Source organism: Micromonospora sp. NPDC049101, assembly GCF_040648675.1.
Lineage (GTDB): Bacteria > Actinomycetota > Actinomycetes > Mycobacteriales > Micromonosporaceae > Micromonospora.
Window position 1 is genome coordinate 147,499 of sequence record NZ_JBEZED010000007.1, and the last position, 26,089, is coordinate 173,587.

22 protein-coding genes and 2 riboswitches are annotated in these 26,089 nt (G+C 72.9%); of the genes, 12 read left to right on the plus strand and 10 right to left on the minus strand.

All coding sequences use genetic code 11. From position 1 onward, the window contains the following. Positions 1 to 82 precede the first annotated feature (82 nt). Positions 83 to 218: riboswitch (SAM riboswitch) on the plus strand. Between the two features lie 11 nt (positions 219 to 229). From thrC to paaN, 3 genes are all read left to right on the plus strand, one after another. Further along, positions 230 to 1,516: a threonine synthase gene (gene thrC, locus AB0B57_RS12100; RefSeq protein ID WP_357068438.1), complete on the plus strand. Its 1,287-nt coding sequence runs from the start codon at positions 230 to 232 to the stop codon at positions 1,514 to 1,516. A gap of 470 nt (positions 1,517 to 1,986) precedes the next feature. After that, positions 1,987 to 3,006 carry a GNAT family N-acetyltransferase gene (locus tag AB0B57_RS12105; RefSeq protein WP_357068161.1) on the plus strand — a complete coding sequence of 340 codons (1,020 nt, stop codon included), beginning with the start codon at positions 1,987 to 1,989 and terminating at the stop codon, positions 3,004 to 3,006. Positions 3,007 to 3,156: 150 nt separating this feature from the next. Beyond that, positions 3,157 to 4,830 carry a phenylacetic acid degradation protein PaaN gene (gene paaN, locus AB0B57_RS12110; RefSeq protein WP_357068163.1) on the plus strand — a complete coding sequence of 558 codons (1,674 nt, stop codon included), beginning with the start codon at positions 3,157 to 3,159 and terminating at the stop codon, positions 4,828 to 4,830. A 174-nt stretch (positions 4,831 to 5,004) separates the two neighbouring features. Here paaN and AB0B57_RS12115 read toward each other — a convergent pair whose 3' ends face one another. Then, the gene (locus tag AB0B57_RS12115) at positions 5,005 to 5,535 is read right to left on the minus strand and encodes a GNAT family N-acetyltransferase (protein WP_357068165.1); all 531 of its coding nucleotides are present in this window, start codon (positions 5,533 to 5,535) and stop codon (positions 5,005 to 5,007) included. 275 nt (positions 5,536 to 5,810) lie between these two features. Here AB0B57_RS12115 and AB0B57_RS12120 point away from each other — a divergent pair, with 275 nt between their 5' ends. From AB0B57_RS12120 to groL, 3 genes are all read left to right on the plus strand, one after another. Beyond that, positions 5,811 to 6,014: a cold-shock protein gene (locus AB0B57_RS12120; RefSeq protein WP_053654337.1), complete on the plus strand. Its 204-nt coding sequence runs from the start codon at positions 5,811 to 5,813 to the stop codon at positions 6,012 to 6,014. A 72-nt stretch (positions 6,015 to 6,086) separates the two neighbouring features. Beyond that, positions 6,087 to 6,389: a hypothetical protein gene (locus AB0B57_RS12125; RefSeq protein ID WP_357068167.1), complete on the plus strand. Its 303-nt coding sequence runs from the start codon at positions 6,087 to 6,089 to the stop codon at positions 6,387 to 6,389. 315 nt (positions 6,390 to 6,704) lie between these two features. Beyond that, the gene (gene groL / locus AB0B57_RS12130) at positions 6,705 to 8,327 is read left to right on the plus strand and encodes a chaperonin GroEL (RefSeq protein WP_030490078.1); all 1,623 of its coding nucleotides are present in this window, start codon (positions 6,705 to 6,707) and stop codon (positions 8,325 to 8,327) included. A 58-nt stretch (positions 8,328 to 8,385) separates the two neighbouring features. Here groL and AB0B57_RS12135 read toward each other — a convergent pair whose 3' ends face one another. From AB0B57_RS12135 to AB0B57_RS12145, 3 genes are all read right to left on the minus strand, one after another. After that, on the minus strand, positions 8,386 to 8,634 hold the full coding sequence (locus AB0B57_RS12135; RefSeq protein ID WP_357068169.1) for a hypothetical protein: 249 nt from the start codon (positions 8,632 to 8,634) through the stop codon (positions 8,386 to 8,388). 78 nt (positions 8,635 to 8,712) lie between these two features. Next, a complete protein-coding gene (locus AB0B57_RS12140; RefSeq protein WP_357068171.1) occupies positions 8,713 to 9,645 on the minus strand; it encodes a GNAT family N-acetyltransferase in 933 nt (310 codons plus the stop codon). Between the two features lie 68 nt (positions 9,646 to 9,713). Further along, entirely contained in the window at positions 9,714 to 12,275 is a 2,562-nt protein-coding gene (locus AB0B57_RS12145; RefSeq protein WP_357068173.1) for a S8 family serine peptidase, read from the minus strand. Between the two features lie 275 nt (positions 12,276 to 12,550). On the opposite strand from AB0B57_RS12145, the gene AB0B57_RS12150 reads away from it, so the two are divergent. Together AB0B57_RS12150 and AB0B57_RS12155 are read left to right on the plus strand one after the other, a co-directional pair. Beyond that, on the plus strand, positions 12,551 to 14,365 hold the full coding sequence (locus AB0B57_RS12150; protein ID WP_357068440.1) for a glycerol-3-phosphate dehydrogenase/oxidase: 1,815 nt from the start codon (positions 12,551 to 12,553) through the stop codon (positions 14,363 to 14,365). Positions 14,366 to 14,453: 88 nt separating this feature from the next. Further along, positions 14,454 to 14,987: a hypothetical protein gene (locus AB0B57_RS12155; RefSeq protein WP_357068175.1), complete on the plus strand. Its 534-nt coding sequence runs from the start codon at positions 14,454 to 14,456 to the stop codon at positions 14,985 to 14,987. 12 nt (positions 14,988 to 14,999) lie between these two features. On the opposite strand, the gene AB0B57_RS12160 is transcribed toward AB0B57_RS12155, so the two are convergent. Then, positions 15,000 to 16,400, minus strand: a complete 1,401-nt coding sequence (locus AB0B57_RS12160; RefSeq protein ID WP_357068177.1) for an FAD-linked oxidase C-terminal domain-containing protein — start codon at positions 16,398 to 16,400, stop codon at positions 15,000 to 15,002. A gap of 56 nt (positions 16,401 to 16,456) precedes the next feature. On the opposite strand from AB0B57_RS12160, the gene AB0B57_RS12165 reads away from it, so the two are divergent. Then, positions 16,457 to 16,747, plus strand: coding sequence for a DUF4031 domain-containing protein (locus AB0B57_RS12165; protein WP_357068179.1), 291 nt, complete (start codon positions 16,457 to 16,459; stop codon positions 16,745 to 16,747). Here the strand turns inward: AB0B57_RS12165 and AB0B57_RS12170 are convergent. After that, on the minus strand, positions 16,713 to 17,375 hold the full coding sequence (locus tag AB0B57_RS12170) for a metal-dependent phosphohydrolase (protein WP_357068181.1): 663 nt from the start codon (positions 17,373 to 17,375) through the stop codon (positions 16,713 to 16,715). The genes AB0B57_RS12165 and AB0B57_RS12170 overlap by 35 nt on opposite strands. Positions 17,376 to 17,516: 141 nt before the next feature. Here AB0B57_RS12170 and AB0B57_RS12175 point away from each other — a divergent pair, with 141 nt between their 5' ends. Beyond that, entirely contained in the window at positions 17,517 to 18,719 is a 1,203-nt protein-coding gene (locus tag AB0B57_RS12175; protein WP_357068442.1) for an FUSC family protein, read from the plus strand. 60 nt (positions 18,720 to 18,779) lie between these two features. On the opposite strand, the gene AB0B57_RS12180 is transcribed toward AB0B57_RS12175, so the two are convergent. Beyond that, on the minus strand, positions 18,780 to 20,024 hold the full coding sequence (locus AB0B57_RS12180) for an aminotransferase class V-fold PLP-dependent enzyme (RefSeq protein WP_357068444.1): 1,245 nt from the start codon (positions 20,022 to 20,024) through the stop codon (positions 18,780 to 18,782). Positions 20,025 to 20,094: 70 nt separating this feature from the next. Then, a riboswitch (SAM riboswitch) is annotated at positions 20,095 to 20,215 on the minus strand. A gap of 22 nt (positions 20,216 to 20,237) precedes the next feature. Between AB0B57_RS12180 and AB0B57_RS12185 the strand changes: the two genes are divergently transcribed. Next, positions 20,238 to 21,719, plus strand: coding sequence for a PrsW family intramembrane metalloprotease (locus tag AB0B57_RS12185; protein WP_357068183.1), 1,482 nt, complete (start codon positions 20,238 to 20,240; stop codon positions 21,717 to 21,719). A gap of 23 nt (positions 21,720 to 21,742) precedes the next feature. Here AB0B57_RS12185 and AB0B57_RS12190 read toward each other — a convergent pair whose 3' ends face one another. Continuing rightward, complete coding sequence (locus AB0B57_RS12190; RefSeq protein WP_357068185.1) at positions 21,743 to 21,910, minus strand: hypothetical protein; 168 nt, start codon at positions 21,908 to 21,910, stop codon at positions 21,743 to 21,745. Positions 21,911 to 22,003: 93 nt separating this feature from the next. After that, on the minus strand, positions 22,004 to 22,342 hold the full coding sequence (locus AB0B57_RS12195) for a co-chaperone GroES (protein WP_145778711.1): 339 nt from the start codon (positions 22,340 to 22,342) through the stop codon (positions 22,004 to 22,006). A 94-nt stretch (positions 22,343 to 22,436) separates the two neighbouring features. Here AB0B57_RS12195 and AB0B57_RS12200 point away from each other — a divergent pair, with 94 nt between their 5' ends. Beyond that, positions 22,437 to 23,822 (plus strand): AI-2E family transporter, encoded by a 1,386-nt coding sequence (locus AB0B57_RS12200; protein ID WP_357068187.1) that lies wholly within the window; start codon positions 22,437 to 22,439, stop codon positions 23,820 to 23,822. Positions 23,823 to 23,835: 13 nt separating this feature from the next. Here the strand turns inward: AB0B57_RS12200 and AB0B57_RS12205 are convergent, their stop codons facing one another. Beyond that, the gene (locus tag AB0B57_RS12205) at positions 23,836 to 26,040 is read right to left on the minus strand and encodes an ATP-dependent DNA helicase (RefSeq protein ID WP_357068190.1); all 2,205 of its coding nucleotides are present in this window, start codon (positions 26,038 to 26,040) and stop codon (positions 23,836 to 23,838) included. Positions 26,041 to 26,089: the final 49 nt, after the last annotated feature.

Genomic DNA, 26,089 nt, shown 5'->3' on the forward strand with positions numbered 1-26,089 from the left:
GGCTGAGTCGGTCGGCTCACAGCGTGGGATCCGCGGTGGAAGCGGCGGGCAGAGTTGCCTAGACTCGGCAGCACAACTGCATACCTCATCCAGAGGGGCTGAGGGATACGGCCCGACGACGCCCCGGCAACCACCCCGCGCGCTCACCGCTGAGCGACCCGCGGGGCAGGTGCCAATTCCGTCCCCGCCGCACGGTGCGATGTGGGGAAAGATGAGAGGACTTCTCGACATGACGTCGACGCTCGCCGCCTCCGGCATCGACACCTCCGCCAGCCCCGCCCGCGCCCTGGTCTGTCGTGCCTGTTCGGCCCGCTATCCGCTCGCCGCCCAGCACGCCTGCTATGAGTGTTTCGGCCCACTGGAGGTCGACTACGACACTGCCGCGCTGGCCACCGTCACCCGCCAGCAGATCGAGGCCGGTCCGAAGAACATCTGGCGGTACGCCGCGCTGCTCCCGGCCGGTCAGGACCCGGCCGGTCGGGTCACCCTCGACCCGGGGCTGACCCCGCTGGTCGCGGCCCCGCACCTCGCCGCCGAGCTGGGCATCTCCGCGCCGCTGTGGGTCAAGGACGACAGCGCCAACCCGACCCACTCGTTCAAGGACCGGGTCGTCTCGGTGGCGCTCACCGCCGCGAAGGCGCTCGGCTTCACCCGGTTCGCCTGCGCGTCGACCGGCAACCTGGCCAACTCGGTGGCCGCGCACGCCGCCCGCGCCGGGGTGCCCTCGGTGGTCTTCATCCCCAGCGACCTGGAACAGGGCAAGGTCATCACCACCGCTGTCTACGGCGGCGAGCTGGTCGCCATCGACGGCTCGTACGACGACGTCAACCGGCTCTGCGGCGAGCTGGTGGAGACCGACGAATTCGAGGACACCGCGTTCGTCAACGTGAACGTCCGGCCGTACTACGCGGAGGGCTCCAAGACCCTCGGCTACGAGGTGGCCGAGCAGCTCGGCTGGCGTATCCCGGCGCAGGTGGTCATCCCGATGGCCAGCGGCGAGCTGCTCACCAAGATTGACAAGGCGTTCTCCGAGCTGGTCGAGATCGGCCTGGTCGAGGCGCCGGCCGGCGGTTGGAAGGTGTTCGGCGCCCAGTCCGCCGGCTGCAACCCGATCGCCACCGCGCTGCACGCCGACACCGACACGATCATCCCGGTCAAGCCCACCGGCATCGCCAAGTCGCTCAACATCGGCGACCCGGCCGCCGGCCTCTACGCCCTGGAGGCGGTCCGCCGCACCGGCGGCTGGATGGAGTACGCCGACGACGACGAGATCCGCGCCGGCATCCGCGATCTGGCCCGCACCACAGGGGTCTTCGCCGAAACCGCTGGCGGGGTGACCGTGGCGGTGCTTCGCAAGCTTGTCGAGTCCGGTCGGCTCGACCCGACCGTGGAGACCGTCGTGTTCAACACCGGCGAAGGTCTGAAGACCATCGACGCCGTCGCCGGCCAGGTCGGGCCGACCCACCACATCAAGCCCTCGCTGCGCGCCGCCCGCGACGCCGGCCTCCTCGGCTGATCCGCTTCGCCGCCTCGCCGTTCGGCCGCCTCGCCGCTCGGCCGTGGCTCGCCGGCCGCTGTCGGTCAGGTTGATCCACTCGGGTTCCTGAAAGGTGCGGTATCCGGCGGGCCCGGACACCCCGTTTTTCGGGAACCCGAGTGGATCAAGTGCCGTGCCGTGCCGTGCCGGGGCACGGCAGGTCGTGCTGGCTTGGCGGGGAGTGGGGGATCGCCCGAACGGGGGACCGGGTTGATCATTCGTGTAACTGGGCTTTCGCTGTGAGTATGGAAAACCCGCCCCTGCGGACTTGACGGCAGGAACCGGACGGCGCAAGATGCTCCGTGCGGGAGGGCATTTCGCCGAAGACTTTTGAAGTTCTTGCGACCCAACGCCGGAGGCGTTGTGCGAGTGTCCCTCCCGACCACGTCCGATCGGGCCAGCGAATAATTCGCTGGCCCGATCGCTTTCCGGAGGCGCACGCTCACCGCATGAGCATCACGATCGCGTCGTTCGACGGAGCCGACCGAGCAGCCGTCGACGAGGCGTACCGGATCGGCGCGGCGGCCAAAGACGCCGATCTGCCGGATCTGCCGCCCTTCTGCCGGCGACGCTTCGACGCGTACTTCCACACGCCGAGGCCCGGCACCAGGTCGCTCTGGGCGCTGGCCCGGCTCGACGGGGTGGCGGCCGGTTTTCTCCAGCTGGACCTGCCGTACCTCGACAACCCCGACAACGCCGGCGCCGAGCTGACGGTGCATCCCGAGCTGCGGCGGCGGGGCGTCGGCCGGGCGCTGCACGAGTACGGCGTGCGCCTGCTGCGGGAGCACGGCCGCAAGCGGGTGGTCGCGATGGCCGTCTCCGCGCTGCCCGACGGGCCAGCCCGCAGCGGGGCGGGCGACGCGTTCGCCGCCGCCACCGGTGCCGAGCCCGCCCTCGCCGAGGTGCGGCGCCGGCTCGAGGTCGAGGAGATCGACCGGGTCGCGCTGCGTGCGGCGCTGGCCGAGGCTCGACCGCGGGCCGAGGGCTACCGGTCGGTCTGCTGGCAGGGGGCAACCCCGCAGGAGTACGTCGCGGACATCGCCTACCTGGACGGCCGGCTGCTCACGGACGCGCCCATGGGTGACGTGCAGTGGGAACCGGAGCGGGTGGACGCCGAGCGCATCCGTGGCAACGAACGGGCGCTGGACGCCCAGGGCCGGCGGTGCTACCACCTCGGGATGCGGCACGAGGCGACCGGTCGGCTGGTCGCCTGGACCATGCTGGACGTGGGCGCCTCCGCCGACTGGCACGCGTTCCAGCAGATCACCATCGTCGACCCGGATCACCGTGGGCACCGGCTCGGCCTCATCGCCAAGGCCGAGAACCTGCACCACCTGCTCACCCACGAGCCTGCCGTCCGCGTGATCGACACCTGGAACGCGGCCAGCAACAGCTACATGGTGGCGATCAACGAGCAGCTCGGCTTCCGTCCGGTGGACGCCTGGACCGACTGGCAGCTCACGCTCTGACCGGCATTCGCGCTACTGCTCGCGGGCCGTACTCAGGCATGCGCCGCTGCCGGGCATTCGCGCTACTGCTCGCGGGCCGTACTCAGGCATGCGCCGCTGCCGGGCATTCGCGCTACTGCTCGCGGGCCGTACTCAGGCATGATGGCGGGCATGACGGAGACCCCGCATCCCCTGTACGACAGGCACGCCGACACCCTCACCCGTGCGCTGACCGCGATCACGGAGCGGGGCTACTGGTCCGCCTATCCCGAATCTCCCAGCCCCCGGGTGTACGGCGAGACCGCCGCCGCCGACGGCAAGGCCGCCTTCGAGGCGTACCTCGGTGGTGACTTTCCGCTCGACCAGCCGGGCACCGGCGATCGGGTCGCCACCGAGACGAGCCCGTTCGGGGTGGAGCTGGCGGTGCGTTACCCGCATGCCGGCCCCGGCGAGCTGGTCGACGCCGCCTCCGCCGCGCTGCCGGCGTGGCGTGATGCCGGCCCGCAGGCCCGGGTGGGAGTCTGCCTGGAGATCCTCGACCGGCTGCACAAGCACATCTTCGAGCTGGCCAACGCGGTGCAGTTCACCAGCGGGCAGGCGTTCGTGATGGCCTTCCAGGCCGGCGGTGCGCACGCGCTGGACCGGGCGCTGGAGGCGCTGGCGTACGCGTACGCCGAGATGACCCGGCACCCGGGCACGGCTGGCTGGGAGAAGGCCGCCGGCAAGGGTGACCCGCTGCGGATGACCAAGACGTTCCACGTGGTGCCGCGTGGGGTGGCGCTGGTGATCGGCTGCAACACCTTCCCGACCTGGAACTCGTACCCCGGGCTGTTCGCCTCGCTGGTCACCGGCAACCCGGTGCTCGTCAAGCCGCACCCGCGCGCGGTGCTGCCGCTGGCCATCACCGTGAAGTACGCCCGGGAGGTGCTCGCCGAGGCCGGCTTCGATCCGAACCTGATCATGTTGGCGGCCGAGGCGCCCGGTGAGAAGCTCGCCAGCGACCTGGCCCTGCACCGCGCCGTGAAGATCGTCGACTTCACCGGCTCCACCGAGTACGGCGACTGGCTGGAGACGCACGCCCGGCAGGCGTCGGTCTACACCGAGAAGGCCGGCCTGAACACCGTCGTCATCGACTCCACCGACGACTTCGCCGGCATGTGTCGCAACCTCGGTTTCACGCTGACCCTCTACAGCGGTCAGATGTGCACCACCTCGCAGAACATCCTCATTCCGGCCGGTGGCATCGAGACCGACCAGGGGCACAAGAGCTTCGACGAGGTGGCCGGCGGGATCGCCGCCGCCGTCGGCAAGCTGACCGCCGACCCGGCGCGGGGCGTCGAGCTGACCGGCGCCATCGTCAACGACGGGGTGCTGGATCGGCTGGCCGAGGTCACCAAGGTGGGCGAGCCGGTGCTGGAGTCACGGGCCGTGACCCACCCGGCGTACGCCGACGCGGTGGTGCGTACCCCGACGATCGTGAAGCTGGCCGCGGACGACGCGGACACGTACGGCCGGGAGTGGTTCGGGCCGATCTCGTTCGCCATCGCGACCGACTCCACCGCGCACAGCCTGGAGTTGCTGCGCCGGACGGTCGGCGAGAAGGGCGCGCTGACGGCGGGGGTCTACTCCACCGACGAGGCGGTGCTGGACGCCACCGAGGCGGTGGCGGTCGAGGTCGGTGTGCACCTGTCCTGCAACCTCACCGGCGGGGTCTTCGTGAACCAGTCGGCGGCGTTCTCCGACTTCCACGGCAGTGGCGCCAACGCGGCGGCGAACTCGGCGCTGACGGACGGGGCGTACGTGGCCAACCGGTTCCGGATCGTGCAGTCTCGGCGTCACGTCTGAGTCTTTGGTTGCGGTTCGGGTTTCCGGGGCAGCCCGCCCCGCTCCGGGCGGTCAGGCTTGATCCCTGCGCGGGGCGGGCTGCCCCGGAAACCCTTCGTGGGCACGCTGGTGGCTTCGGTGCCGGCTTTTTTAGGGGCATCAGAGTGGTTTTGCCTTGGGAGGATGGTTCTCGGGTTATGCAGTTCGGCGCATTTGTAGCTCGGTCAGGGCTGGGATGGTGGGGTGGGGGACGCGTTCGCCGGTGTCTTTGAAGCCCAGCCGTTGGTAGGCGCGGTAGGCGCGGTCGTTGCCGACCACCACCTCCAGCAGCAGCTTCGGCCGGCCGCAGGCCCGTGACCAGGCGGCCACCCCGTCGATCAGCTCGCCGAGCAGGCCGCTGCCCCGCCAGGCCGGCGTGACGTACACGGCGTAGACCACGGTGAGCCCGGGTTCGTTCGGGGCGACCGTGCCACCGGCGTGCCCGACCAGCCGGCCACCCGGGTCGGCGACGAACTGCGCGTTGCCGGGGCCGGCCGAGGTGTACGCGACCCGGGCGGCGAACTCGGCGTGCGGTCGGGCCGCCGCGTCCGCCAGGGTCTCCAGGAAGGCCAACGGTGCGTCGGCGAGCATCTCCAGACGCAGTGCCCGCATCCGGGCGGCGTCCTGCGGCCGGACCCGGCGGATCTCCGCCCGCCGTAGGGCAGTGGCGCCCGTATCGGTGGTCATGCCCGCATGCCTACCACAGGGGCGGTGCCCGGCACGGTCGAGCTGCGCCGGGCAGTCATCGACGTGGATCCGGTGGATCGAAAAATCAAGCCGGTCGGACCGCCCCGGAAGGTGTCAGATTTGTGGCCGTGCGCGGCCGTCACTCCTCGTGTAGCGTGCGATTTCGGTCACCTTATTCAATGGTCGCCATCGATTGCCGAGGTGGTGGCCGGTGGGCGTCCGGCCGTGCCGAGCGCCAGGTCAGGCAACACCGCGCAGAGTGAGGGAAGTGCACCGTGGCACAGGGCACCGTGAAGTGGTTCAACGCCGAAAAGGGCTACGGCTTCATCGCCGTCGACGGCGGTCAGGACGTGTTCGTCCACTTCTCCGCGATCGAGATGGACGGCTACAAGGCGCTGGACGACGGCCAGCGGGTGGAGTTCGAGATCGCCCAGGGTCAGAAGGGCCCGCAGGCCGAGCACGTCCGCGTCGTCGCCTGAGTTTTCCTCCTCGATCGGCCCCGCGCGTCGGGGCTGGCGGCAGAGGCGCGCAACCGGGTAGATCGGGCCCGTTTGGCCGGCCCGGTCTACCTCTTCGAACACCGCAACCCGATCGGCCGCTCGTCTCGGATGTTCCACGACCGGCCCGACCTCCTACTCGGTCGGGTGGCCCTGGCGGTCATCGTCGTCAACGTGATCTCCGGTGGCCTGGAGGAGGCGGGCACGGCCGCGTTCGGCACGGATCCCCTCTCGTCGCCGGGCACCGCGATCGGGGCGGTGGTGGTGATCGGGGTCACCGCCGTGCTGGTCCTGCCGGCCTACCTCGCCCAGCCAGGTCGGTCTGCTGGTGACGTACGCCGAGCAGCGCGCCCATGAGGAGCCGGTGAACACTGCCGGACTGACGACGGAACTCGGCTGAGCGGCCCCATCGTGCTTGCACTCGGCAGGGGAGAGTGCTAAACAAGTCATTGGCACTCGCATACCGTGAGTGCCAATGGTCGGGACGGTGGGGCCAGGTTGCACCGGCGTGGAGACGCCGGGGCGGCACATGGCCGGTCGTCGCGGGCTATCCGGCCCGGCCGAAGGACGTCGTCGTCGCCAGGTGGCGACGTCCCAAGGTGCGTACACCAGGCGGCCCATCCGGGGCACACATCTCGGGTGGCCCGTGAGTGTCCAGGAGGACAACGCCGTATGGCCAAGATGATCGCGTTCGACGAAGAGGCGCGCCGCGGCCTCGAGCGGGGCATGAACCAGCTCGCCGACGCCGTAAAGGTGACCCTCGGCCCCAAGGGCCGCAACGTCGTGCTCGAGAAGAAGTGGGGTGCCCCCACCATCACCAACGATGGTGTGAGCATCGCCAAGGAGATCGAGCTCGAGGACCCGTACGAGAAGATCGGCGCTGAGCTGGTCAAGGAGGTCGCCAAGAAGACCGACGACGTTGCCGGTGACGGCACGACGACGGCGACCGTCCTGGCCCAGGCCCTGGTTCGCGAGGGCCTGCGCAACGTGGCCGCCGGCGCCAACCCGATGGCCCTGAAGCGGGGCATCGAGGCCGCGGTCGCGAGCGTCTCGGAGGAGCTGTCCAAGCTCGCCAAGGACGTCGAGACCAAGGAGCAGATCGCCTCCACCGCCTCCATCTCCGCTGGCGACAGCACCGTCGGCGAGATCATCGCCGAGGCGATGGACAAGGTCGGCAAGGAAGGCGTCATCACCGTCGAGGAGAGCAACACCTTCGGGCTGGAGCTGGAGCTCACCGAGGGTATGCGCTTCGACAAGGGCTACATCTCGGCCTACTTCATGACCGACCCGGAGCGTATGGAGGCCGTCTTCGACGACCCGTACATCCTGATCGCCAACAGCAAGATCTCGTCGGTGAAGGACCTGCTCCCGATCCTGGAGAAGGTCATGCAGTCGGGCAAGCCGCTGCTGATCATCGCCGAGGACCTGGAGGGCGAGGCCCTCGCCACCCTGGTGGTCAACAAGGTCCGTGGCACCTTCAAGTCGGTCGCCGTCAAGGCGCCGGGCTTCGGTGACCGCCGCAAGGCCATGCTGACCGACATCGCGATCCTCGCCGGTGGCCAGGTCATCAGCGAGGAGGTCGGCCTCAAGCTCGACGCCGCCAGCCTCGACATGCTGGGCCGCGCCCGCAAGGTCGTGGTGACCAAGGACGAGACCACCATCGTCGACGGTGCCGGTGACGCCGAGCAGATCCAGGGCCGGGTCAACCAGATCCGGGCCGAGATCGACAAGAGCGACTCCGACTACGACCGGGAGAAGCTGCAGGAGCGGCTGGCCAAGCTGGCCGGCGGCGTTGCGGTCATCAAGGTCGGCGCGGCCACCGAGGTCGAGCTCAAGGAGCGCAAGCACCGCATCGAGGACGCCGTTCGCAACGCGAAGGCCGCCGTCGAGGAGGGCATCGTCCCGGGTGGTGGCGTCGCGCTGGTCCAGGCCGGCAAGACCGCCTTCGACAAGCTCGACCTGGTCGGCGACGAGGCGACCGGTGCGAACATCGTCAAGGTCGCGCTGGACGCCCCGCTGCGGCAGATCGCCGTCAACGCCGGCCTCGAGGGCGGCGTCGTGGTGGAGAAGGTCCGTAACCTCGAAGCGGGTCACGGCCTCAACGCCGCCAACGGCGAGTACGTCGACCTGCTGGCCGCGGGCATCATCGACCCGGCCAAGGTGACGCGCTCGGCGCTGCAGAACGCCGCCTCGATCGCGGCGCTCTTCCTCACCACCGAGGCCGTCGTCGCGGACAAGCCGGAGAAGACCCCGGCTGCCCCGGCTGGCCCGGGTGGCGGGGACATGGACTTCTGAGTCCAGTTCCGACACACCGAACGGGGCGGGCCGCTGACGCGGTCCGCCCCGTTCGTCGTCAGGTCGGCAGTCGGCGCTGGTTGCGCCGTTTGTGCGCCCGGTCGTACGGCGGGAGCAGTTGGATCGGCGCGTCCACCATCTCCTGCGGCTGCTCGACCACCGACGATTCGCCGTCGGTGGTCATCTCGGCCAGTTGTTCGGCGTCGCCGTAGTCGAGCCGGTCGAACGGCAGTTGGCCGGGGAGTTCGCCGACCGGTTTCCAGGTGATCGGCGGGCCGTCCTCGGTCTGGTCGTCATCCGTGGTCATGGCTGCCTCCTCTACCAAGACGGTAGGGGGCGTCGAAGGCCGATGCGGGCGAATGGATCTATGTCCTGTTTGCCCTGGTTATCCGGACAGCGTCCGTCGGTACAGGAAGAAGACCCGCTCGATTCGCGCACCCGCGCTGCCCGAGTAGAACGGCACCGGCCCCACCCAGCCGATCTCCGCCCTGGTCAGCCCCGCCGCCCGCTGGTCGGCCAGGCAGCGTCGCAGCAGCACACCACCGATGCCCAGCCCCTCGGCGGCCGGCGCGGTGCCCATCGGCCCGAACCAGCTCGGCCGGGACGACCCGTACGCGGCGAAGCCGAGCACCTCGCCGCCCCGCTCCGCGAGGTGACAACCGGCGCCGTCCCGCCCCACCGAACCGGCCAGCTCGCCGTCCCAGGTGCCGCCGAAGGTGGACCGGGCGAACGCGGTGAGTGCCGGCAGGTCCGTCGGCTCCGCCCGGCGTACGGTGACGCCCTGATCGGCCAGCCGCCGCTCGGCGGTCTCGGTGGACCGCAGCGCCGGCGACCCGTCGTACGACAGGTCGGCGGTCATGTTCCAGGCGGTCCGGTCCTGCTGGTAGCCCAGCGCGAGGGCCGCGCAGACCGCCGGGGTGTAGCGGACGTCGATGCCCGGCCAGGCGTAGTACGGCGGGTTCCCGGCCAGCAGCACCTCCGTCGCTCCGCGCTCGGCCAGCACCCGCTCGGCCTGCCCCAGCAGCGCCCGGCCGACGCCCCGGCGGCGGTGCTCCGGCAGGACCGCGACCAGGTCCACGTGCCCGCTGACCGGCTCGGTCGACGACACCGAGCAGAACAGCACCCCGACCAGCTCCACGCCCCGGTACGCGCCCAGCCCGACCACGGATCGGTCCGCGCTGCCTCGGGGCCAGAGCACGTCCACGATGCACGCGGCCTCGGCGGCGTCCTCGGGCAGGTCGAGGGCCTGCTCGCAGAGCCGCACCACGGTGGGGGCCAGGTCGGCGGTCAGCTCGGTGACGGTGATCTCGGCGTCCATGGTCGCCGACCATAGATGACCGCGTGCCGGCCCGCGCTCCCGCCCGTCGGATCAGGAAGGAAACCTGCCTATTGTTGGGTGGCGCGGACGGCGGCAAAGGCGTCGACCTGGCCGGCGCCTGTGACGTTCGCCGGAGCACCGCAGGCGTCGGACGGGTCGTCGGAGCGGTACGTGGGCGTCGCCGCGGTGGCGGTGTCCCGCAGGATCTGCCGGGTGCGGTCCACGTCACCGACCAGCGCCGGGTTCGCCGACCACATCAGCGCGACCACCCCCGCCACCTGCGGGGTCGCCATCGAGGTGCCGTCCAGCGCCGCGTACGTGCCCCCTGGCATCGCCGACACCACACCCACCCCCGGTGCCAACACGTCCGGCTTACCCGTGCCGCCCGCCACCGGCCCGCGCGAGGAGAACTCGGCGACCCGCCGCTGCGCGTCCACCGCCCCCACGGTCAACACGTCCGCGTACGGTGCGGGCGGGTCGTCGATCGACGCACACCAGGGGCCGGTGTTGCCGGCCGCGGCGACCACGAAGATCCCGGCGGCGTCCAGCGCGGCGGTGGCCGGCCGCAGCACGCGGTTGTCGCACCCCTCGATGGGCGGGCAGCCCCACGAGTTGGTGAGCACCTGCGGGGCGCGCTCCGGGCGGCCGTCGGTGAACGGGTCGCCGCCGGCCGGGAAGGGCGCCAGCATGAACTGGAGGCAGTCCAGGTAGTGCGCGGGGCTGCCCAGGTTGCGGTCCAGGTTGACGCAGCCCACCCACTGCGCGTCCGGTGCCACCCCGATGCCGTCGCGCCCGACCGCGCTGCCCACCGTGTGGGTGCCGTGCCCGCCCGTGTCGGTCGGGCTGCGGCTGCCGTCCCACGGGTCGTACCAGGAGTCGTCCCCACCCCGGAACCCGGTTCGCAGCGCCGGATGGGTGCCGTCCACGCCCGAGTCGGAGCTGCCGACCACGATGCCCGTGCCGGTGACCCCGAGTTGGGACCACACCCGGTCGGCGCCGATCTGGCGGATGTTCCACTCCGGGCCGGTGGGCCTGGGCGCGGTGCCCCGGCTCTGCCCGGCCGGGGCCGGCAGCGGGCGCAGGCGCTGGCTGACCAGCACCCGGGCCACCTCCGGCCGGCGGGCGAGCCAGGCCCGTACCGCCGGGCCGCCGTCCACCTCGACCGCGTTGACCAGGTAGTACGACACCGGGTCGAGACGCAGCCGGTGCAACCCCCGCAGCAGGTCACCCTGACTCTGCTCGGCGGTCGTCACCAACCGCCGGTAGACCTCCGCCGCGCGGGCGTCCCGCCCGGCCCGACCGGGCTGGCCCGCCGGAAGATCGCTCAGGTCGGCCTGCGCGCGCAGCACCACGAACAGCCGCTCGCCGTACAGGCCCGGCTGGCCGGGGCCGAGGTCGACCACGCCGAACGCCACGAGCAGCACCACGGCTGCCACCGCGGCGACCCGCCGGCTCGGGGTACGTGCCGTGGGCCGGGCGAGCAGCACCGCGTACCCGATGGCGAGCAGGACCGCGACGGCGAGCCCGGCGCCGGCGGCGGCCGCCACCCAGAACGGGACGTCCCGGGTGCCGACCAGCAGCAGGGTGATCTCTTCCGGGTCGGTGAAGGCCAGCGGCCCGAGTGCGGCCAGGCCCACCAGCCAGCCGGTCGCCGATCGGCCGGCCCGGGTGGCGTCGGCCGGGTCGACGGCGGGCCGCCAGGCCGCCGCCCACAGCGCGGCCAGCGCGAAACCCACCGGCGGCAGGATCAGCAGCGCGGGCAACTGTGCGCCGGACTGGCCGGTGCCGGCCGCGAGCAGCAGCAGCGCCACCCCGGCGACCAGACCTCCGACCAGCACCAGCCGAGCCGGCCGGGGCGGTCGGCCGGTCGCGAACCGGGACCAGAAGGTGTCGTCCAGCAGCGTCGCGGCCAGCACACCGAGCGCGGCGGCGGCCAGGAGCGCGAGCGCGGTCTCCAGGAGCCCGCCGAGCGCGCCCAGCCAGGCCCACGGCAGTAGCAGCGCCAACCCGGCGGCGACCGCGAGCAGCGGCACCGCACCGGGCCCGCGCCGGGCCGGCTCCGCGTTCCCGGTGGTCTCGGGCCGGGTGGCGTAGTCGTGTCCGGTGGTCCCGGGCCGGGTGGGGTCGGCGTGTCCGGTGGTCTCGGGCCGGATGGCGTCGCCGTTTCCGGCGGCTGCCGGGCCGCCGACCGAGGCAACCAGCCCGGGGTACGCCCGGCGGCGCGCCGACAGGCGCACGGCGAGCGCGCCGAGCAACGCGCCGCCGGCCAGCGCGGCGAGGTACGCCTCGTGGTGCACCGGCGGTACGACTCGCAGCAGGGTCAGCACGCCGAGGGCGAGTGTGGCGGCCAGCCAGACCCGCCCGGTGGCCCGGACCGTCGTCGACCGGGGCAGCACGGCCAACAGCAGGGCGGGTGTGCCCACCAGCACGACGGTGGCCAAGCCGAGCACCGGCCAGAGCCAGCCGACCCGGTCGCGTCCGAAGCTGAGCAGCACCTGATCGGTGAGCCAGCCACCGGCCTGCGCCGCGACGGTGACCGCGACCGTCCAACAGCCGACGAACACGGCCGCGACCACCGGCCACGGAGAACTGTGGTCGCTGGTTCCGGGGTACGCAGGCTCAGCGTGCATCCGAGAACCTTACGACCACGACGGAGGGTTTCGGACCCGACGGTCGCGCGGTGCGTCGCCCGAGAGTGGCGCATGGCCGAGCGTGAGATCTTGGACGGTTTCCGTCCGCGCCGGACGGAAAGTGTCCAAGATCTTCGATTGGGTCGGGCTCGCCGCGGCGGCGGGTGAGTGGGTGGGGGCAGCGGGCGTGCCGCGTGCGGTGGGTGCAGGACCGGCGGCGGCGAATGTCGACATGCCGCCGCTGCGGTTACGGTGGACTGGTGCGTGACCCCAATATCTCCCGATCCGTCGCCGGTCAGCTCTCGCCGATCCGCCGTGCGTCCGACCTGCGTCGACTGCGCGCCGAGCGCTTCGACGTGTTGGTCATCGGAGGCGGGGTGACCGGTGCGGGTGCCGCCCTGGACGCGGCGTCCCGGGGCCTGAAGGTGGCCCTGGTCGAGGCGCGCGATCTCGCCGCGGGCACGTCCAGCCGGTCCAGCAAGCTCATCCACGGTGGCCTGCGCTACCTGGAGCAGTTGGAGTTCCACCTGGTCCACGAGGCGCTCACCGAGCGCGGGCTGCTGGCCACCCGACTCGCCCCGCACCTGGTGCGCCCGGTGCCGTTCCTGGTGCCGCTGCCCGCCGGGCGGGGCCTGCGGGACCTGCCGGCGCGGATCTTCCGCCGCTCCTACTACGGCGCCGGCGTGGCCGCCTACGACGCCTTCGCTGGCGTCTTCGGCGCTGGCCGGGGCATGCCCCTGCACCGGCACCTGACCCGGGAGGGCGCCCGGCGGATCTTTCCGAGCCTGCGGGCCGACGCGGTGGCCGGGGCGATCCGCTACTACGACGGTCAGGTCGACGACGCCCGGCTGGTCGTCACGCTGGCCCGCACCGCGGCCAGCCTCGGCGCCACGGTGGTGAGCAGCGCCCGAGCAGTGGGGCTGATCCGGCAGGCGCGTGAGGTGACCGGCGTACGCGTCCGGGACCTGGAGGCGCCGGCGGGCTCACCGGACGCGGAGTTCGAGGTGCAGGCCCGTACCGTCATCGCCGCCACCGGTGTGTGGAGCGACGACATGTCCCGGATGCTCAACGACGTGGGCCTGCGGCCCGGCGTCCGGGTGCGCGCCTCCAAGGGGGTGCACCTGGTGGTGCCCCGTTCGGCGATCACCGGCGAGACGGGGCTCATCCTGCGGACGGCGAAGTCGGTGCTCTTCGTCATCCCGTGGGGCGGGCACTGGATCATCGGCACGACGGACACCGACTGGCGACTGGACCGGTCCCACCCGGCCGCCTCGGCCCGTGACATCGACTACCTGTTGCAGCAGGTCAACACCGTGCTGGACCGCCCGTTGACCACCGCCGACATCGAGGGGGTGTACGCCGGGCTGCGACCACTGCTGGCCGGCGAGGCCGACTCGACCTCGAAACTCTCCCGCGAGCACGCGGTCTTCGAGCCGATGCTCGGGCTGCTGTTGGTGGCCGGTGGCAAGTACACGACCTACCGGGTGATGGCGTCCGACGTGGTCGACCGCGCCGTCCGTCGGCTCGGCGGCGGGCGCTCGTCGCGTACCGCCGATCTGCCGCTGCTGGGTGCGGATGGCTTCCCGGCGATGTGGCGGGACCGGGCCGACCTGGCCCGCCGGCACGGCGTGCCGGTGGGCGTGGTGGAGCACCTGCTGGAGCGGTACGGCACCCTCACCCTGGACCTGTTGGCGCTCATCGACACCGATCCGCTGCTCGCCTCCCCGCTGGCCGGTGCCCCGGAATACCTGGCCGCGGAGGTCGCCTACGCGACGCGGGCCGAGGGTGCGCTGCACCTGGAGGACGTGCTGACCCGGCGGACCCGGATCTCCTTCGAGACCAGCCACCGGGGGTTGGAGTCGGCGGAGCACACCGCCGAGCTGATGGGTGCGGTGCTCGGCTGGGACGCGGCGACGCGGGCCCGGGAGGTCGAGCACTACCGCGCCCGGGTGGAGGCGGAGCGGCAGTCGCAGTTGATGCCGGACGACGCCGCGGCGGACGCGGCCCGGTTGGGCGCTCCGGACGTCCGGGGTTACGCGGCCGATCGGGGTGGCGACGACCAGGTTGGGCTGCGTCCGTCCGCTCTGTGACGAATTGCGACGTTACCGAAGGGTAACCGGCGATACCGGCCCGGATGGTGGTTTCGAACGCTACCTACGGTGGGGTAGGTTTCCGCGCGTGCTACCCCGCGCGCACCCTCGTCTGCTCGTACCCCTTCTCGCCGTCGCGCTCGGCGGTGCCCTGACCGGGTGTTCGTTCTTCGACCGGGACGAGCCGGGCACACCGCAGGCACAGTCGTCCGCCTCGGCCGGTGGCGGCGCGCAGCTGGAGATCCCCACCACGGTCGCCGCCGGCCAGGTCAGCCTGATTCAGCGGCTCGGCGAGGACGGCCCACTGCGCACCCTGAGCGTCGAGCGCAACGGGGCGTGGCAGTGCGTCGACTGCGCCGGCGACGGGGTCACCTCCCGGGGCACTCTCGCCCCGGAGCTGACCGAACGGCTCCAGGTGCTGCTCGCGACCCCGGCGCTGGCCGATGAGACAGATCAGGCCCGGCGGTACCGGACCACCTGCATCGACGCGCTGACGTCCAGCCTCCTGACCTCCACCGGGCTGATCACCTCCCAGGACTGCCCCGGTGAGGAGCGCACTCCGGTCGCCGGGGAGATCCTGCTGCTGCTCACGCAGGCGACCCCGGCCGAGATCAAGGGCTGACCCCGGGCCAGCTCAGAGCACCTTGCCCGGGTTGAGCAGACCAGCCGGGTCCAACGCCGACTTGATCGCCTGGTGCACCCGGACGCCGACCGGCCCGATCTCCCGGGCCAGCCAGTCCCGCTTGAGCAGCCCCACCCCGTGCTCTCCGGTGCAGGTGCCGCCGAGGTCCAGGCCGAGCCGCATGATCTCGTCGAACGCCCGCCGGCCGCGCTGCACGCTCGCCGGGTCGGCCCGGTCGACCACGATGTTCGGGTGCATGTTGCCGTCCCCGGCGTGCCCCACCACGCCGATCGGCACCTCGCACTCCGCCGCGATCCGGGCCACGCCGTCCAGCAGCGCGGCGAGCGAACCACGCGGCACCGCCACATCGTCGATCACCAGACCGCCGTTGCCGCCCGGATAGGTGTCGGCCGCGAACTTCTCCATCGCCGGGTGAGCCAGTCGCCGCGCCTGCAACAGCGCCGCCGCCTCCACCGCGTCGGTGGCCGCGTACACCTCGTCGGCGCCGGCGGCCGTGCACACCTCGGCCAGGTCGGCCAGGTCGTCGGCGGCCCGGGTGCCGGTGTCCGTGGCGGCCAGCAGCAGAGCCTGCGCGTCGGTCCGCAGCCCCATCGGCTGGTACGCCTCGATCGCCCGCAGGTGCGTCTGGTCGAGCAGCTCCAGCAGGCTGGGGGTGAGCCCACGCGCCGCGATGTCGGCCACCGCCGCGCCGGCCGCCGCCGTGGACGGAAAGACCGCCACCATGGTCAGCGAGTCGGCCGGTGCGGGCCGCAGCGCCACGGTCACCTCGGTGATCACGCCGAGGGTGCCCTCCGAGCCGACGAACAGCCGGGTCAGGTCGTAGCCGGCCACCCCCTTGGCGGTACGCCGGCCGGTGCGCAGCACCTCACCCGAGGCGAGCACCACCTCCAGGCCGAGCACGTACTCGGTGGTCACGCCGTACTTCACGCAGCACATGCCGCCGGCGTTGGTGGCCACGTTGCCGCCGATCGTGGACGACTCCCAGGAGCCGGGGTCCGGCGGATACCACAACCCCTGCTTGGCCACCGCTCCGGCCAGCGCCGCGTTGACCACCCCCGGCTGGACCACCGCGATCCGGCTCACCGGGTCGATCTCCCGGATCTCGGTCATCGCGACGGTGCTGAGCACCACCGCGCCGTCCACCGCGTTCGCCGCGCCGGCCAGCCCGGTCCGCGCGCCCTGCGGAACCACCGGTACGCCGTGTCGGGCCGCCGCCCGGACCACCGCGACCACCTGTTCGGTGCTGCGCGGGCGGGTCACCACCAGCGGGGTGCCGGCCGGGCACAGGTCGGCCTCGTCCCGCTGGTGCGTGCGCAGCAGGTCCGGGTCGGTGAGCACCGCGTCGGCACCGAGCGCGGCGCGCAGGTCGTCGAGGAGTGTGGTGGGGGCCATGCAGCCGAGGCTAGGTCGCCGGCCGGCGATCATCAACGCGGGCTAGCTTGGGCACCATGCTCTACCTGGACCGGCCGGCCTGGCCGTGGCGCGGTCGGCTCTGGTCGCACCTGATCAGCGACGTCTCGTACGCCGAGCTGCACGCCTTCGCCGAGGCACTCGGCGCGCCCCGACGCGGCTTCGACCGGGACCACTACGACATCCCGGCCGACCGGTTCGCGGCGGCGGTGTGGCTCGGCGCGCAGGTGGTGCCGAGCCGGGAGCTGGTCCAGTTGCTCCGCGCCGCCGGTCTGCGCCGCCCGAAACACCTGGTCAGCCCGCGCCCGCCGGTGGCACCGCAGCGGTGAGGGTGGCCAGTTCGCGGCGCACGTTGCCCCGGGCGGGCTCCTCCCACCGGTCGGCCAGCGGCGCCAGCCGGAACAGCGCGGGCAGCGCCAGCAGTCCGCCCAGCACGGCGGCCCGTCCAGCCCGGAACGCGGGCTCCGGCACGTGCGCGTACTCCCGTCGGATCGCCGCCGCGTACCTGTCGTAGACGGCCGGGGGCGCGGCCAACACGGCCAGGTCCGCGTCGCACAGCAGGGCACCGTCCCGGTCGTCCGGGCCCACGGCGTGTCCGGCGGTGAGCAGCACCAGCCGGCGTATCTCGGCCGCCGTGGACACCGGCACCCCGAGCCCGGTGAGCACGCTCTCGGCCAGCGCGGCGCTGTCCTGCTCGTTGGCGTCACCCGCGGCCCGGGGGTCGTAGACCGCGTCGTGCCACCAGGCCGCCAACCGCACCAGGTCGGCCCGGTCGGCCAGCCCGGCGTGCTGGTCCACCACGTCGAGCACCGCCGTCAGGTGGGCCACCGTGTGGTAGTGCCGGTGCGGCTCCCGCCACCGGTCCAGCAGTTGCTCGCCGGCACGGGTCGACCCCGCGCCCGCCCTCGCACCAGCGCCCCGGGCTGCCGCCCGCCACCGTTCCAGGAGATCGACCACCGCCCGAGTCTGCCGCATCCCACCCAGGCCGCGCCTGCACGGCAGGATTCAGCGGGCCTGTCCCGGGTAGTCGCGCCCATGGCCGTGGCCCGGGACAAGCGACCACCCGTGGTGCGACGCACCGCACTACGCGAAGGGCTGGTGGACGTCGACGGCGCACGCATCGCCGAGGCCACCCAGCAACTGCGCCATCGCGGCCGGGCCACCCTGCACGACCGGCTGCACCGGGTCCGGATGGCCGGTGGACTGGCCGTGCAGGCGGGACTGGCCGCCGGGCTCGCGTACCTGATCTCGCACAAGCTGCTCGGCAACCCGCAACCGGTCTTCGCGCCGATCTCCGCGGTCGGCACCCTGGCCGCGTCGGTCGGCCAGCGATTCCGCCGGACCGTGGAGCTGATCGTCGGGGTCGGGGTCGGGGTGTTCGTCGGCGACCTGCTGATCTACCTGCTCGGCACCGGGGCGTGGCAGCTCGGCCTGGTGGTCACGGTGGCGATCCTGCTCACCATCTTCGCCGGAGCGAGCGTCGCCATCGTCATCCAGGCGGCGGCCACGGCCGTGCTGATCGTCACGCTCAGCCCGTCGACGCAGAACCTGGAGATCCCACGCTTCGTCGACGCGTTCCTCGGGGGTGGGGTCGCACTGCTGGTGACCGCGGTGTTGCTGCCACTGAATCCACTCCGCGTGATCAACCGGGCCGCCCGACCCGCCCTGGACCTGCTCGCCGCCCAGCTCGACGTCACCGCCGACGGGCTGCGCAGCCGGGACCGGGCCAGCATCCAGCGGGCCCTGGACCGGCTGCGCAACAACAAGGACGAACTGGCCACGCTGGCCGAGGCGATCGAGGGCGCGAAGGAGACCGCCACGCTCTCCCCGGCCCGCTGGCACCGCCGCAGCGAGCTGACCCACTACGCGGAGGCGGCCGACCCGATCGACCGGGCGATGCGCAACAGCGGCACGCTGATCCGCCGGTCCGTCACGCTTGTCGAGGACGAGGAACCGGTGCCGGATCCGATGCCGGACGCGATCGGCCACCTCGCCGAGTCGGTCCGGCTGCTCAAACACGAGTTCGCCGTCGGCGAGGAACCGGCGAAGGCCCGGGAACGGTCGCTGCGGGCGGTCAGCGAGGCCGGCCGGGCGTACGGTGCCGGCGTCGGTTTCTCCGGCAGCGTGATCGTCGCCCAGATCCGGACCACCGCCAGCGACCTGCTGGTGGCCTCCGGCATCGAGCAGGAGGAGGCGAACCGGTGGATCCGCACCGCCTTCGACGAGCAGGAACGACCGGCCGGTGAGCCGGCCGAGGCGGGCGAGGCACCGAAGCCGCCCACCGCGCCGCCGGTCGGCTGAACGGCCTCCGCCGCCGGTCGGGCCTCCGCCGCCGGTCGGGCCTCCGCCGCCGGTCGGGCCTCAGCCCAGCTCGGCGAGCGCCGCGAGGAGCCGGTCCACCTCATCGACGGTGCTGCCCAGGCCGATGCTGGCCCGCAACGCGGTGGGCGGAAGGTCCCGTCGGCCGCTGCGCCCCGCCGCCTCGGTGAGCAGCCGCCGGGCCAGCGGGTGGGCACAGAACAACCCGTCGCGTACGCCGATCCGGTGCTCGCTGGCCAGCCGCGCGGCCACGTCGGCGGAGTCCCAGCCGGCCACCACGAACGAGACGATGCCAACGCGGGGCGCGTCCGGGCCGAAGGTGCGCAGCTCCACCACGTGCGGCAGGGCGGCGATGCCGGTCCGCAGTCGGGCCAGCAGCGCCTGCTCACGGGCGGCCAGCGCGACCCGGTCGGCGTCGTCGAGCGCCGCGCACACCGCCGCCAGCGCCACCGCGCCCAGCAGGTTCGGGGTGCCGCCCTCGTGCCGGGCCGGACCGGTCGCCCAGGTCACGTCGTGGGTGGCCGGCCCGACGTGGCTGGTGGCGCCTCCACCCGCCAGGTACGGCGGGGCGGCGTCCAGCCAGTCCGCCCGGCCGATCAGCACGCCCGCACCGAACGGCGCGTACAGCTTGTGGCCGGACACGGCCAGGTAGTCGACGTCGAGCGTGGGCAGGTCGACCGGGGCGTGCGGGGCGAGTTGCGCGGCATCGAGCACGATCCGGGCACCGTGCCGGTGGGCCACCCGGGCCAGCTCGGCGACCGGCCACCGCTCACCTGTCACGTTGCTCGCCCCGGTCACCGCGACGAGCACCGGCAGCGCCGGGCTGTTGCCCCGGCGCAACTCGGTGAGGGCGGCGGCGAGGTCGCGTACCGCCCCGGCGGGATCGCTGGGCACCGGCAGCCGCACCGAGCCGCGCGGCCAGGGCAGCAGGTTGGCGTGGTGCTCGCCCGCGAAGGTGACGACTGTCGTGCCGGCCGGCAGCGCCCGCCCCAGCAGGTTGAGCGCGTCCGTGGTGTTGCGGGTGAAGAGCACGTGATCGTCGGCGCGGGCGCCGAAGAAGTCACCGATCGTCTGCCGGGCCTGCTCGTAGGCGAGGGTGCAGCGCCGGGACAGCGCTCCCGCGCCGCGATGCACGCTGGCGTACCAGGGCAGCAGCTCGGCCACCGCGTCGGCGGCGGCCCGCGCGCACGGTGCGGTGGCCGCGTAGTCCAGGTTGGTCTCACCCGGCACACCGAGGACGTCGAGGGGCGCCGACGACGCGGGCGCGACGGTGGGCAGGGTGGGCAGCGAGGGAACGAGGGTGACGGACACGCCGGAACCTCCGGGGTCAGGGACCCCGGGTGCGGCATCGGGACGGGGTCCGCGCTTGCCCAGCACGCCGATCGGGCTGGGCCCGGTCATCACCCGGGGCACCCCACCGCGAACTCGACGAGGGTTGCCGGCCAGCAAGCCGGGGCTTGACGCTGGCGCTCGTGACCTGCCCGCAGCATACCGCTGCCGATGCGACCGGACCAGCCGGCGGCGGATGGCTACGCTGACCGCATGGCCGACACCCCGCCCGGTTCACCGCTGCCGTCGCCGCCGCCCGTGCCCGCGGCCCAGTCCACCGGCGAGGCGCCCCCGATGCCGCAGCAAAACAAGATCTGGCGGTTCCTGGCGCTGGCCGGGGTGGCGGTGTTCATCGCCGCGTGCGCGTCGTTCATCGTCCTCAAGCTCGGCCAGTCGCTCGGGCTGCAGGCGCTGCTGGTCGGCCTGCTCGCGGCCGTCCTGCCGGTGCCGGTGCTGGTCGCCTGCTTCCTCTGGCTGGACCGGTACGAGCCGGAGCCACTGCGGTATCTGGTCTTCTGCTTCACCTGGGGGGCGTTCGTCTCCACCGCCGCCTCACTCAGGGTGAACGAGTTCGCCGCCGGGCGGTTCGCTGACTGGGGGCTGCCGGACGCGCTCACCGGCGTGCTGGTGGCACCCTTCATCGAGGAGCTGACCAAGGCGCTGGGCCCGATCCTGCTGCTGGTGTTCCGCCGGCGGGAGTGGTCCGGGATCACCGACGGCCTGGTCTACTGCGGGCTGTCCGCGGTCGGCTTCGCGATGGTGGAGAACATCCTCTACCTGGGCGGTCTGGGCTACGCGGCGGGTGCCGAGCGCTATGGCCCGGTCACCGGCATCCAGCAGGTCATCGGGATCTTCATCCTGCGGATCCTGTTGTTCGGGTTCGCCCACCCGCTCTTCACCTCGATGACCGGCGTGGGGCTGGGCATCGCGGCCCGGACAGCGGACCGCCGGGTCCGGGTGCTCGCCCCGATCGCCGGCCTGCTGCTGGCGATGATGTTGCACGGGACGTGGAACCTGCTGCCCACGCTGACCCAGGCCACCGGCGAGGCGTTGATCATGCTGTACGGCTTCCTGGGTCTCATGGTGCCGGTCTTCTTCGGCGTGGTGGGTCTCGCGATCTGGCTGCGCGCCTGGGAGGGGCGGCTCACCGAGCGGATCCTGCCGGACTACGTACGCGCCGGCTGGTTGACCCCGCCCGAGGTGGCCGCGCTGAGCAGCCTCGGCAGGCGGCACGCGGCCCGCAGTTGGGCGCGGCGGGTGGCCGGCGACGCCGGAGTGCGCGCGATGCGCGGCTACCAGTCCGCCGCCACCCGACTGGCCCTCCTGCGCGACGGGACACTGCGCGGCCTGGACCGCCAGCCCGCCGACCAGGAGCGGACCGCGCGGGAGGAGCGGGAGTTGCTGAACGCGATCGGCGCGTACCGGTCGTACTTCGTCGGTCGGGACCCGCAGGCCCCGGTCGGGGTCTGGGACGGCAGCCGCTACCACCTGCGCTTTCCCGACGGTACGCAGCGTGCGGTGGACGCGCCGGACGAGCCGGTGGTGCCGATCCCGGTGGTGCTGGTCCCCGCGCCAATGCCACCGGTGGGCTATGCCCCGCCCGGCTGGCCCGGCCTGCGCCCGGCGGCCCCGTGGCCGCCGGGTCACCCCTGACTGCTGGCGGCCGGCCGGCGGCCTCAGGTCATCAGGGTGGTGAGGAAGTCACCGAAGCCCTGGAACATCGCGATCAGTGCGCCCCCGATGGCCTTGAACATCTGCGCGGCGCCGTCCGGCCGGAAGGCCACGAAGTAGATCAGGAACGCGACACTGCCCCAGGTCAGCAGCTTCTTGACGAATACTGGCATCGTCCCTCCCCAGGGCCACGGTCGCCGGATGGCTTCCCGTCGTGCGGCCGGGCAAACGATGCGCGGCGCGGCCCGGTGACCGGGGGAGGTACGTCAGAGGTAGAGGCCGGTGGGGTCGTTCTCGATCCGCTCGGCGGCCACGGCGTGCACGTCGCGCTCCCGCAGCAGCACGTACCCGCGGCCGTGCAGCTCGACCTCGGAGCGGTCGTCCGGGTCGAAGAGCACCCGGTCGCCGGAGACGATGGCGCGAACGTTCGGCCCCACCCCGACTGCCGTGGCCCAGGCGAGGCGCTTGCCCACCGCGGCGGTCGCCGGGATGACGATGCCGGCGGTGGAGCGACGCTCGCCCTCGCTGCCCTCCATCCGCACCAGCACGCGGTCGTGCAGCAGGCGGATCGGCAGGCCGGCGTCGAGATCATTGTCGGCGGTCACGCCGCAGACGCTACCGTGTCGCCAGCGGTGGTTACGCCGGTGGTGGTCGGGGCATTGTGTGGCGGAACTGCCCTACCGTGCCGAGAACGGACGTATGCTGTCCGACCTGCCGCCGTGGGCGGACCGGTTTCGTTGCCAGGAGGTGCGCTTGAGCCGCTTCGAGCGGGTACGCGGGCGGCTCCGCCGCGCCTACCAGTCACGACAGGAGTCGGCCCAGTCACGACAGGAGTCGGCGCGCGCCGACGAGAGCGTGCCGGCTGACGCGGTGAGTGACGCGTCGGAGGCGGCACGGGTGGCGTCGCCGGCCGCGCCGGGGCCGGTCGCGCCACCGACGGCCACTGTCGTCGGCGCGGAACCCCCGGTGGACCTGCACAGCTCGACCTCCAGCCGGGACGACGCGGACGTCCCACACGGGCTGCGGATCGCCGCCGCCTGGTGCTGGCGGCTGATCGTGATCGGTGTGGTCGCCTGGGCGCTGGTCAGGGTCGTCAGCACCGTCAAGATCGTGATCATTCCGCTGGCCATCGCGTTGCTGCTCTCCGCGCTGCTCGCGCCGGCGGTGGGCTGGCTGCTGCGGGCCCGACTGCCCCGGTCGTTGGCGACGGCGGTGGTGCTTGTCGGTGGTCTCGCCGCGGTGATCGGCACGCTGACGCTTGTGGTCAACGAGTTCATCCGCGGTGTGCCGGAGCTGAGCGAGAAGTCCTCGGAGGGCGTCCGGCAGATCCAGAACTGGCTGAAGACCGGCCCGCTGCACCTCTCCGACACCCAGCTCGACCGCTACATCGACGAGGCTCAGGCCTGGATCAACGACAACACCTCGAAGTTCACCAGCGGTGCCCTGAGCACCGCCGCGACGCTGGCCGAGGTGCTGACCGGCACGCTCCTGGTGCTGTTCGCGACGTTCTTCTTCCTGCGCGACGGCAACCGGATCTGGCGCTTCCTGGTCCGGCTGTTGCCGGTGGCCGCCCGGTGGAAGGTCGACGACGCGGGCCGGGCCTCCTGGCACACGCTCGGCGCCTACGTCCGAGCGACCGTGCTGGTGGCCTTCATCGACGCGGTCGGCATCGGCATCTTCCTGGTCGTCTTCGACATCCCGTTCGCCTTCCCGCTCGCCGCGCTCGTCTTCCTCGGCGCGTTCATCCCGATCGTCGGCGCGGCGCTCTCCGGTGGCGTGGCGGTGCTGGTGGCGCTCGTCGACAGCGGCCCGGGCATCGCGTTGATCATCCTGGGGGCGGTGATCGCCGTGCAACAGATCGAGGGGCACGTGCTCCAACCGCTGATCATGGGACGAGCGGTCGCCCTGCACCCGCTCGCGGTGATCATCGGCATCGCCGCCGGTGTCGTCCTCGCCGGCATCACCGGCGCGCTCGTCTCCGTGCCGCTCATCGCCGTGCTGAACACCGCGGTCCGCCGGCTCGCCGCCCGCCGGGTCCCGGACACCCCGCCCGACGCCGTGGTCGTCGCCTCCCACGCCCCCTGACCAAAGGGCGGGTTCAGGACTTGGCGAGGCGTTCCAGGGCGCCGCGGGCCACCTCGGGACGGGTCGTGTACCAGAAAGGCGGCAGCGAACGGCGCAGGAACGGCCCGTAGCCACGGGCCGTCTCCAACCGGGAGTCGAGCACCGCGACCACACCCCGGTCGCCGGTCGCCCGGATCAGCCGGCCCACACCCTGGGCCAGCCGCACCGCCGCGATCGGCACGCTCACGGCGGAGAAGCCGGAACCGCCACCCGCGTCCACGGCCGCCGCGCGGGCCGCCGCCAACGGCTCGTCCGGCCGGGGGAAGGGCAGCCGGTCGATGACGACGAGCTGACAGGCGTCACCCGGCACGTCCACCCCCTGCCAGAGCGACATCACCCCGAACAGGCAACTGGCGCGATCCTCCCGGAAGCGCCGGACCAGCAGCGGCAGCGCCTCCTCACCCTGCAACAACACCGGCAGGTCGGTCCGCGCGCGCAGCAGCTCCGCCGCCTGCTGCGCGGCCCGCCGAGACGAGAAGAGCCCCAGAGTACGGCCACCGAGCGCCCCGACAAGCGCCAGCAGCTCCTCCCCGGCAGCGTCGGGCAGCCCGGAGACACTGGGCCTGGGCAGGTGCGCGGCGACGTAGAGGATGCCCTGGCGGGCGTAGTCGAACGGCGACCCGACGTCGAGCGACCGCCAACCGGGGCCCTCGGTCGCCGGGACGACGGCACTGGGGACGGCCTCGCCGGCAAGCCGACGGCCTGGCGCCTCGGCGGCCGGTCGACCCGGGCCGGTGCGGGCGGCCAGTGCGGCCGCGGCGGGGGACGGCGGGGCGGGCGGCGGCGCGTCCAACCCGAGGGCGCGGGCCACCGTGTCGAACCGGCCGCCCAACGCCAGGGTCGCCGAGGTGGCGACGACGGTGCGCTCGTCGTACAGGTGGGTGGCGAGCGTGCCCGCGACCGACAGCGGCGCGACGACAAGTGCCCGGCGGCTGCCGCTGTCGTTCTTCTCCACCCAGGCCACGTCATGGTCGGCCTCCTCCAGCAGCCGCTGCGCGGTGGTGGAGAGCTCGTCCAGTGCTGCCTTGGCCTGCTGCTTGCGGACCGGGTCGGGATCATCGGCCTTGATGTCGCCGATCGCGTCAAGTGCGGAGCGGGTCGCCGCGTCGAGCAGCGTGCACGCCTCCCGCAACGGCGTCGGCAGCCCGGCGGTGAGCCGCCCCGCCGGCGCCTCGGCCAGCCCGACCGCGAGAGCGTCACCGGCCGCGGTGAGCGCCTCGGCGGTCTCCGGCCGCAGCAGCGTACGGGCCCGGCGGGTGGTCCGGTCGATCAACTCGGGCACCAGCTCCGCCTGTGCGGCGGAGGAGACCCGGTCGGCCAACTCGTGCGCCTCGTCGACGATGAGCAGCTTGTGCGGTGGCACGATGTGCCGGTCGGCGAGCATGTCGACCGCGAGCAGGCTGTGGTTGGTGACCACGATGTCGGCCTCCCGGGCGCGGGCCCGCGACGCCTCGGCGAAGCACTCCTGCCCGAACGGGCAGCGGGTCGCCCCGACGCACTCCCGGGCCGGCATCGACACCAGCCGCCAGGCCTGGTCGTCGACGCCCGGGTCCAGCTCGTCCCGGTCGCCGGTTGCGGTCTTCTCGGCCCAGTCGCGCAGCCGCTCGACCTGCTTGCCCAACCGACCCGCCTCACCGAGCCACTTCGTCCCGCCGCCGGGGCGGGCCGCCGGGGCGTCGAAGAGCGTGTCCTCCGGCTCCTCCTCGGTGGAGTTGTCCAGTCGGGCGAGGCAGAGGTAGTGGTGGCGACCCTTGAGCACCGCGAAGGTGGGCCGACGGCCGAGCACCGGCTCGACCGCGTCGGCGAGCCGGGGCAGGTCGTGGTCGACAAGCTGGGACTGCAACGCCAGGGTGGCCGTGGAGACCACCACCGGGCCGTCCACGGTGAGCGCCGGCGCGAGGTAGGCCAACGACTTGCCGGTGCCGGTGCCCGCCTGCACGAGCAGATGCTCCCGGTCGGCCACGCACTCCTCGATCGCCGTGGCCATCTGCAGCTGGCCGGGGCGTTCCGCACCGCCGGGCACCGCGCCGACCGCCGCCGCCAGCAGCTCGGTGCCGCTGGGCCGGGCACCCCGGCGCCGACCCTTCGCACGGGCCGATGGGGTGGCGGAACCGGTGGCGGCGCGGGGCGGAGTCACCGTGCGACGGTACCCGCCGCCGCCGACACCGGCCGCGCCCATCCGCCGCGTGGCGCGCTGCCGGCCGGGCTGGTCGTGGTGGGCAGGTCGT

Bases quoted from the DNA above. Each gene is read 5' to 3' on its own strand.
- thrC (WP_357068438.1), top strand. From the start codon at position 230: ATGACGTCGACGCTCGCCGCCTCCGGCATCGACACCTCCGCCAGCCCC.
- AB0B57_RS12160 (WP_357068177.1), bottom strand. From the start codon at position 16,400: ATGGCCCCCACCACACTCCTCGACGACCTGCGCGCCGCGCTCGGTGCC.
- groL (WP_030490078.1), top strand. From the start codon at position 6,705: ATGGCCAAGATGATCGCGTTCGACGAAGAGGCGCGCCGCGGCCTCGAG.
- AB0B57_RS12205 (WP_357068190.1), bottom strand. From the start codon at position 26,040: ATGGGCGCGGCCGGTGTCGGCGGCGGCGGGTACCGTCGCACGGTGACT.
- paaN (WP_357068163.1), top strand. From the start codon at position 3,157: ATGACGGAGACCCCGCATCCCCTGTACGACAGGCACGCCGACACCCTC.
- AB0B57_RS12190 (WP_357068185.1), bottom strand. From the start codon at position 21,910: ATGCCAGTATTCGTCAAGAAGCTGCTGACCTGGGGCAGTGTCGCGTTC.
- AB0B57_RS12200 (WP_357068187.1), top strand. From the start codon at position 22,437: ATGCTGTCCGACCTGCCGCCGTGGGCGGACCGGTTTCGTTGCCAGGAG.
- AB0B57_RS12115 (WP_357068165.1), bottom strand. From the start codon at position 5,535: ATGACCACCGATACGGGCGCCACTGCCCTACGGCGGGCGGAGATCCGC.
- AB0B57_RS12145 (WP_357068173.1), bottom strand. From the start codon at position 12,275: ATGCACGCTGAGCCTGCGTACCCCGGAACCAGCGACCACAGTTCTCCG.
- AB0B57_RS12105 (WP_357068161.1), top strand. From the start codon at position 1,987: ATGAGCATCACGATCGCGTCGTTCGACGGAGCCGACCGAGCAGCCGTC.
- AB0B57_RS12185 (WP_357068183.1), top strand. From the start codon at position 20,238: ATGCGACCGGACCAGCCGGCGGCGGATGGCTACGCTGACCGCATGGCC.
- AB0B57_RS12140 (WP_357068171.1), bottom strand. From the start codon at position 9,645: ATGGACGCCGAGATCACCGTCACCGAGCTGACCGCCGACCTGGCCCCC.
- AB0B57_RS12165 (WP_357068179.1), top strand. From the start codon at position 16,457: ATGCTCTACCTGGACCGGCCGGCCTGGCCGTGGCGCGGTCGGCTCTGG.
- AB0B57_RS12135 (WP_357068169.1), bottom strand. From the start codon at position 8,634: ATGACCACGGATGACGACCAGACCGAGGACGGCCCGCCGATCACCTGG.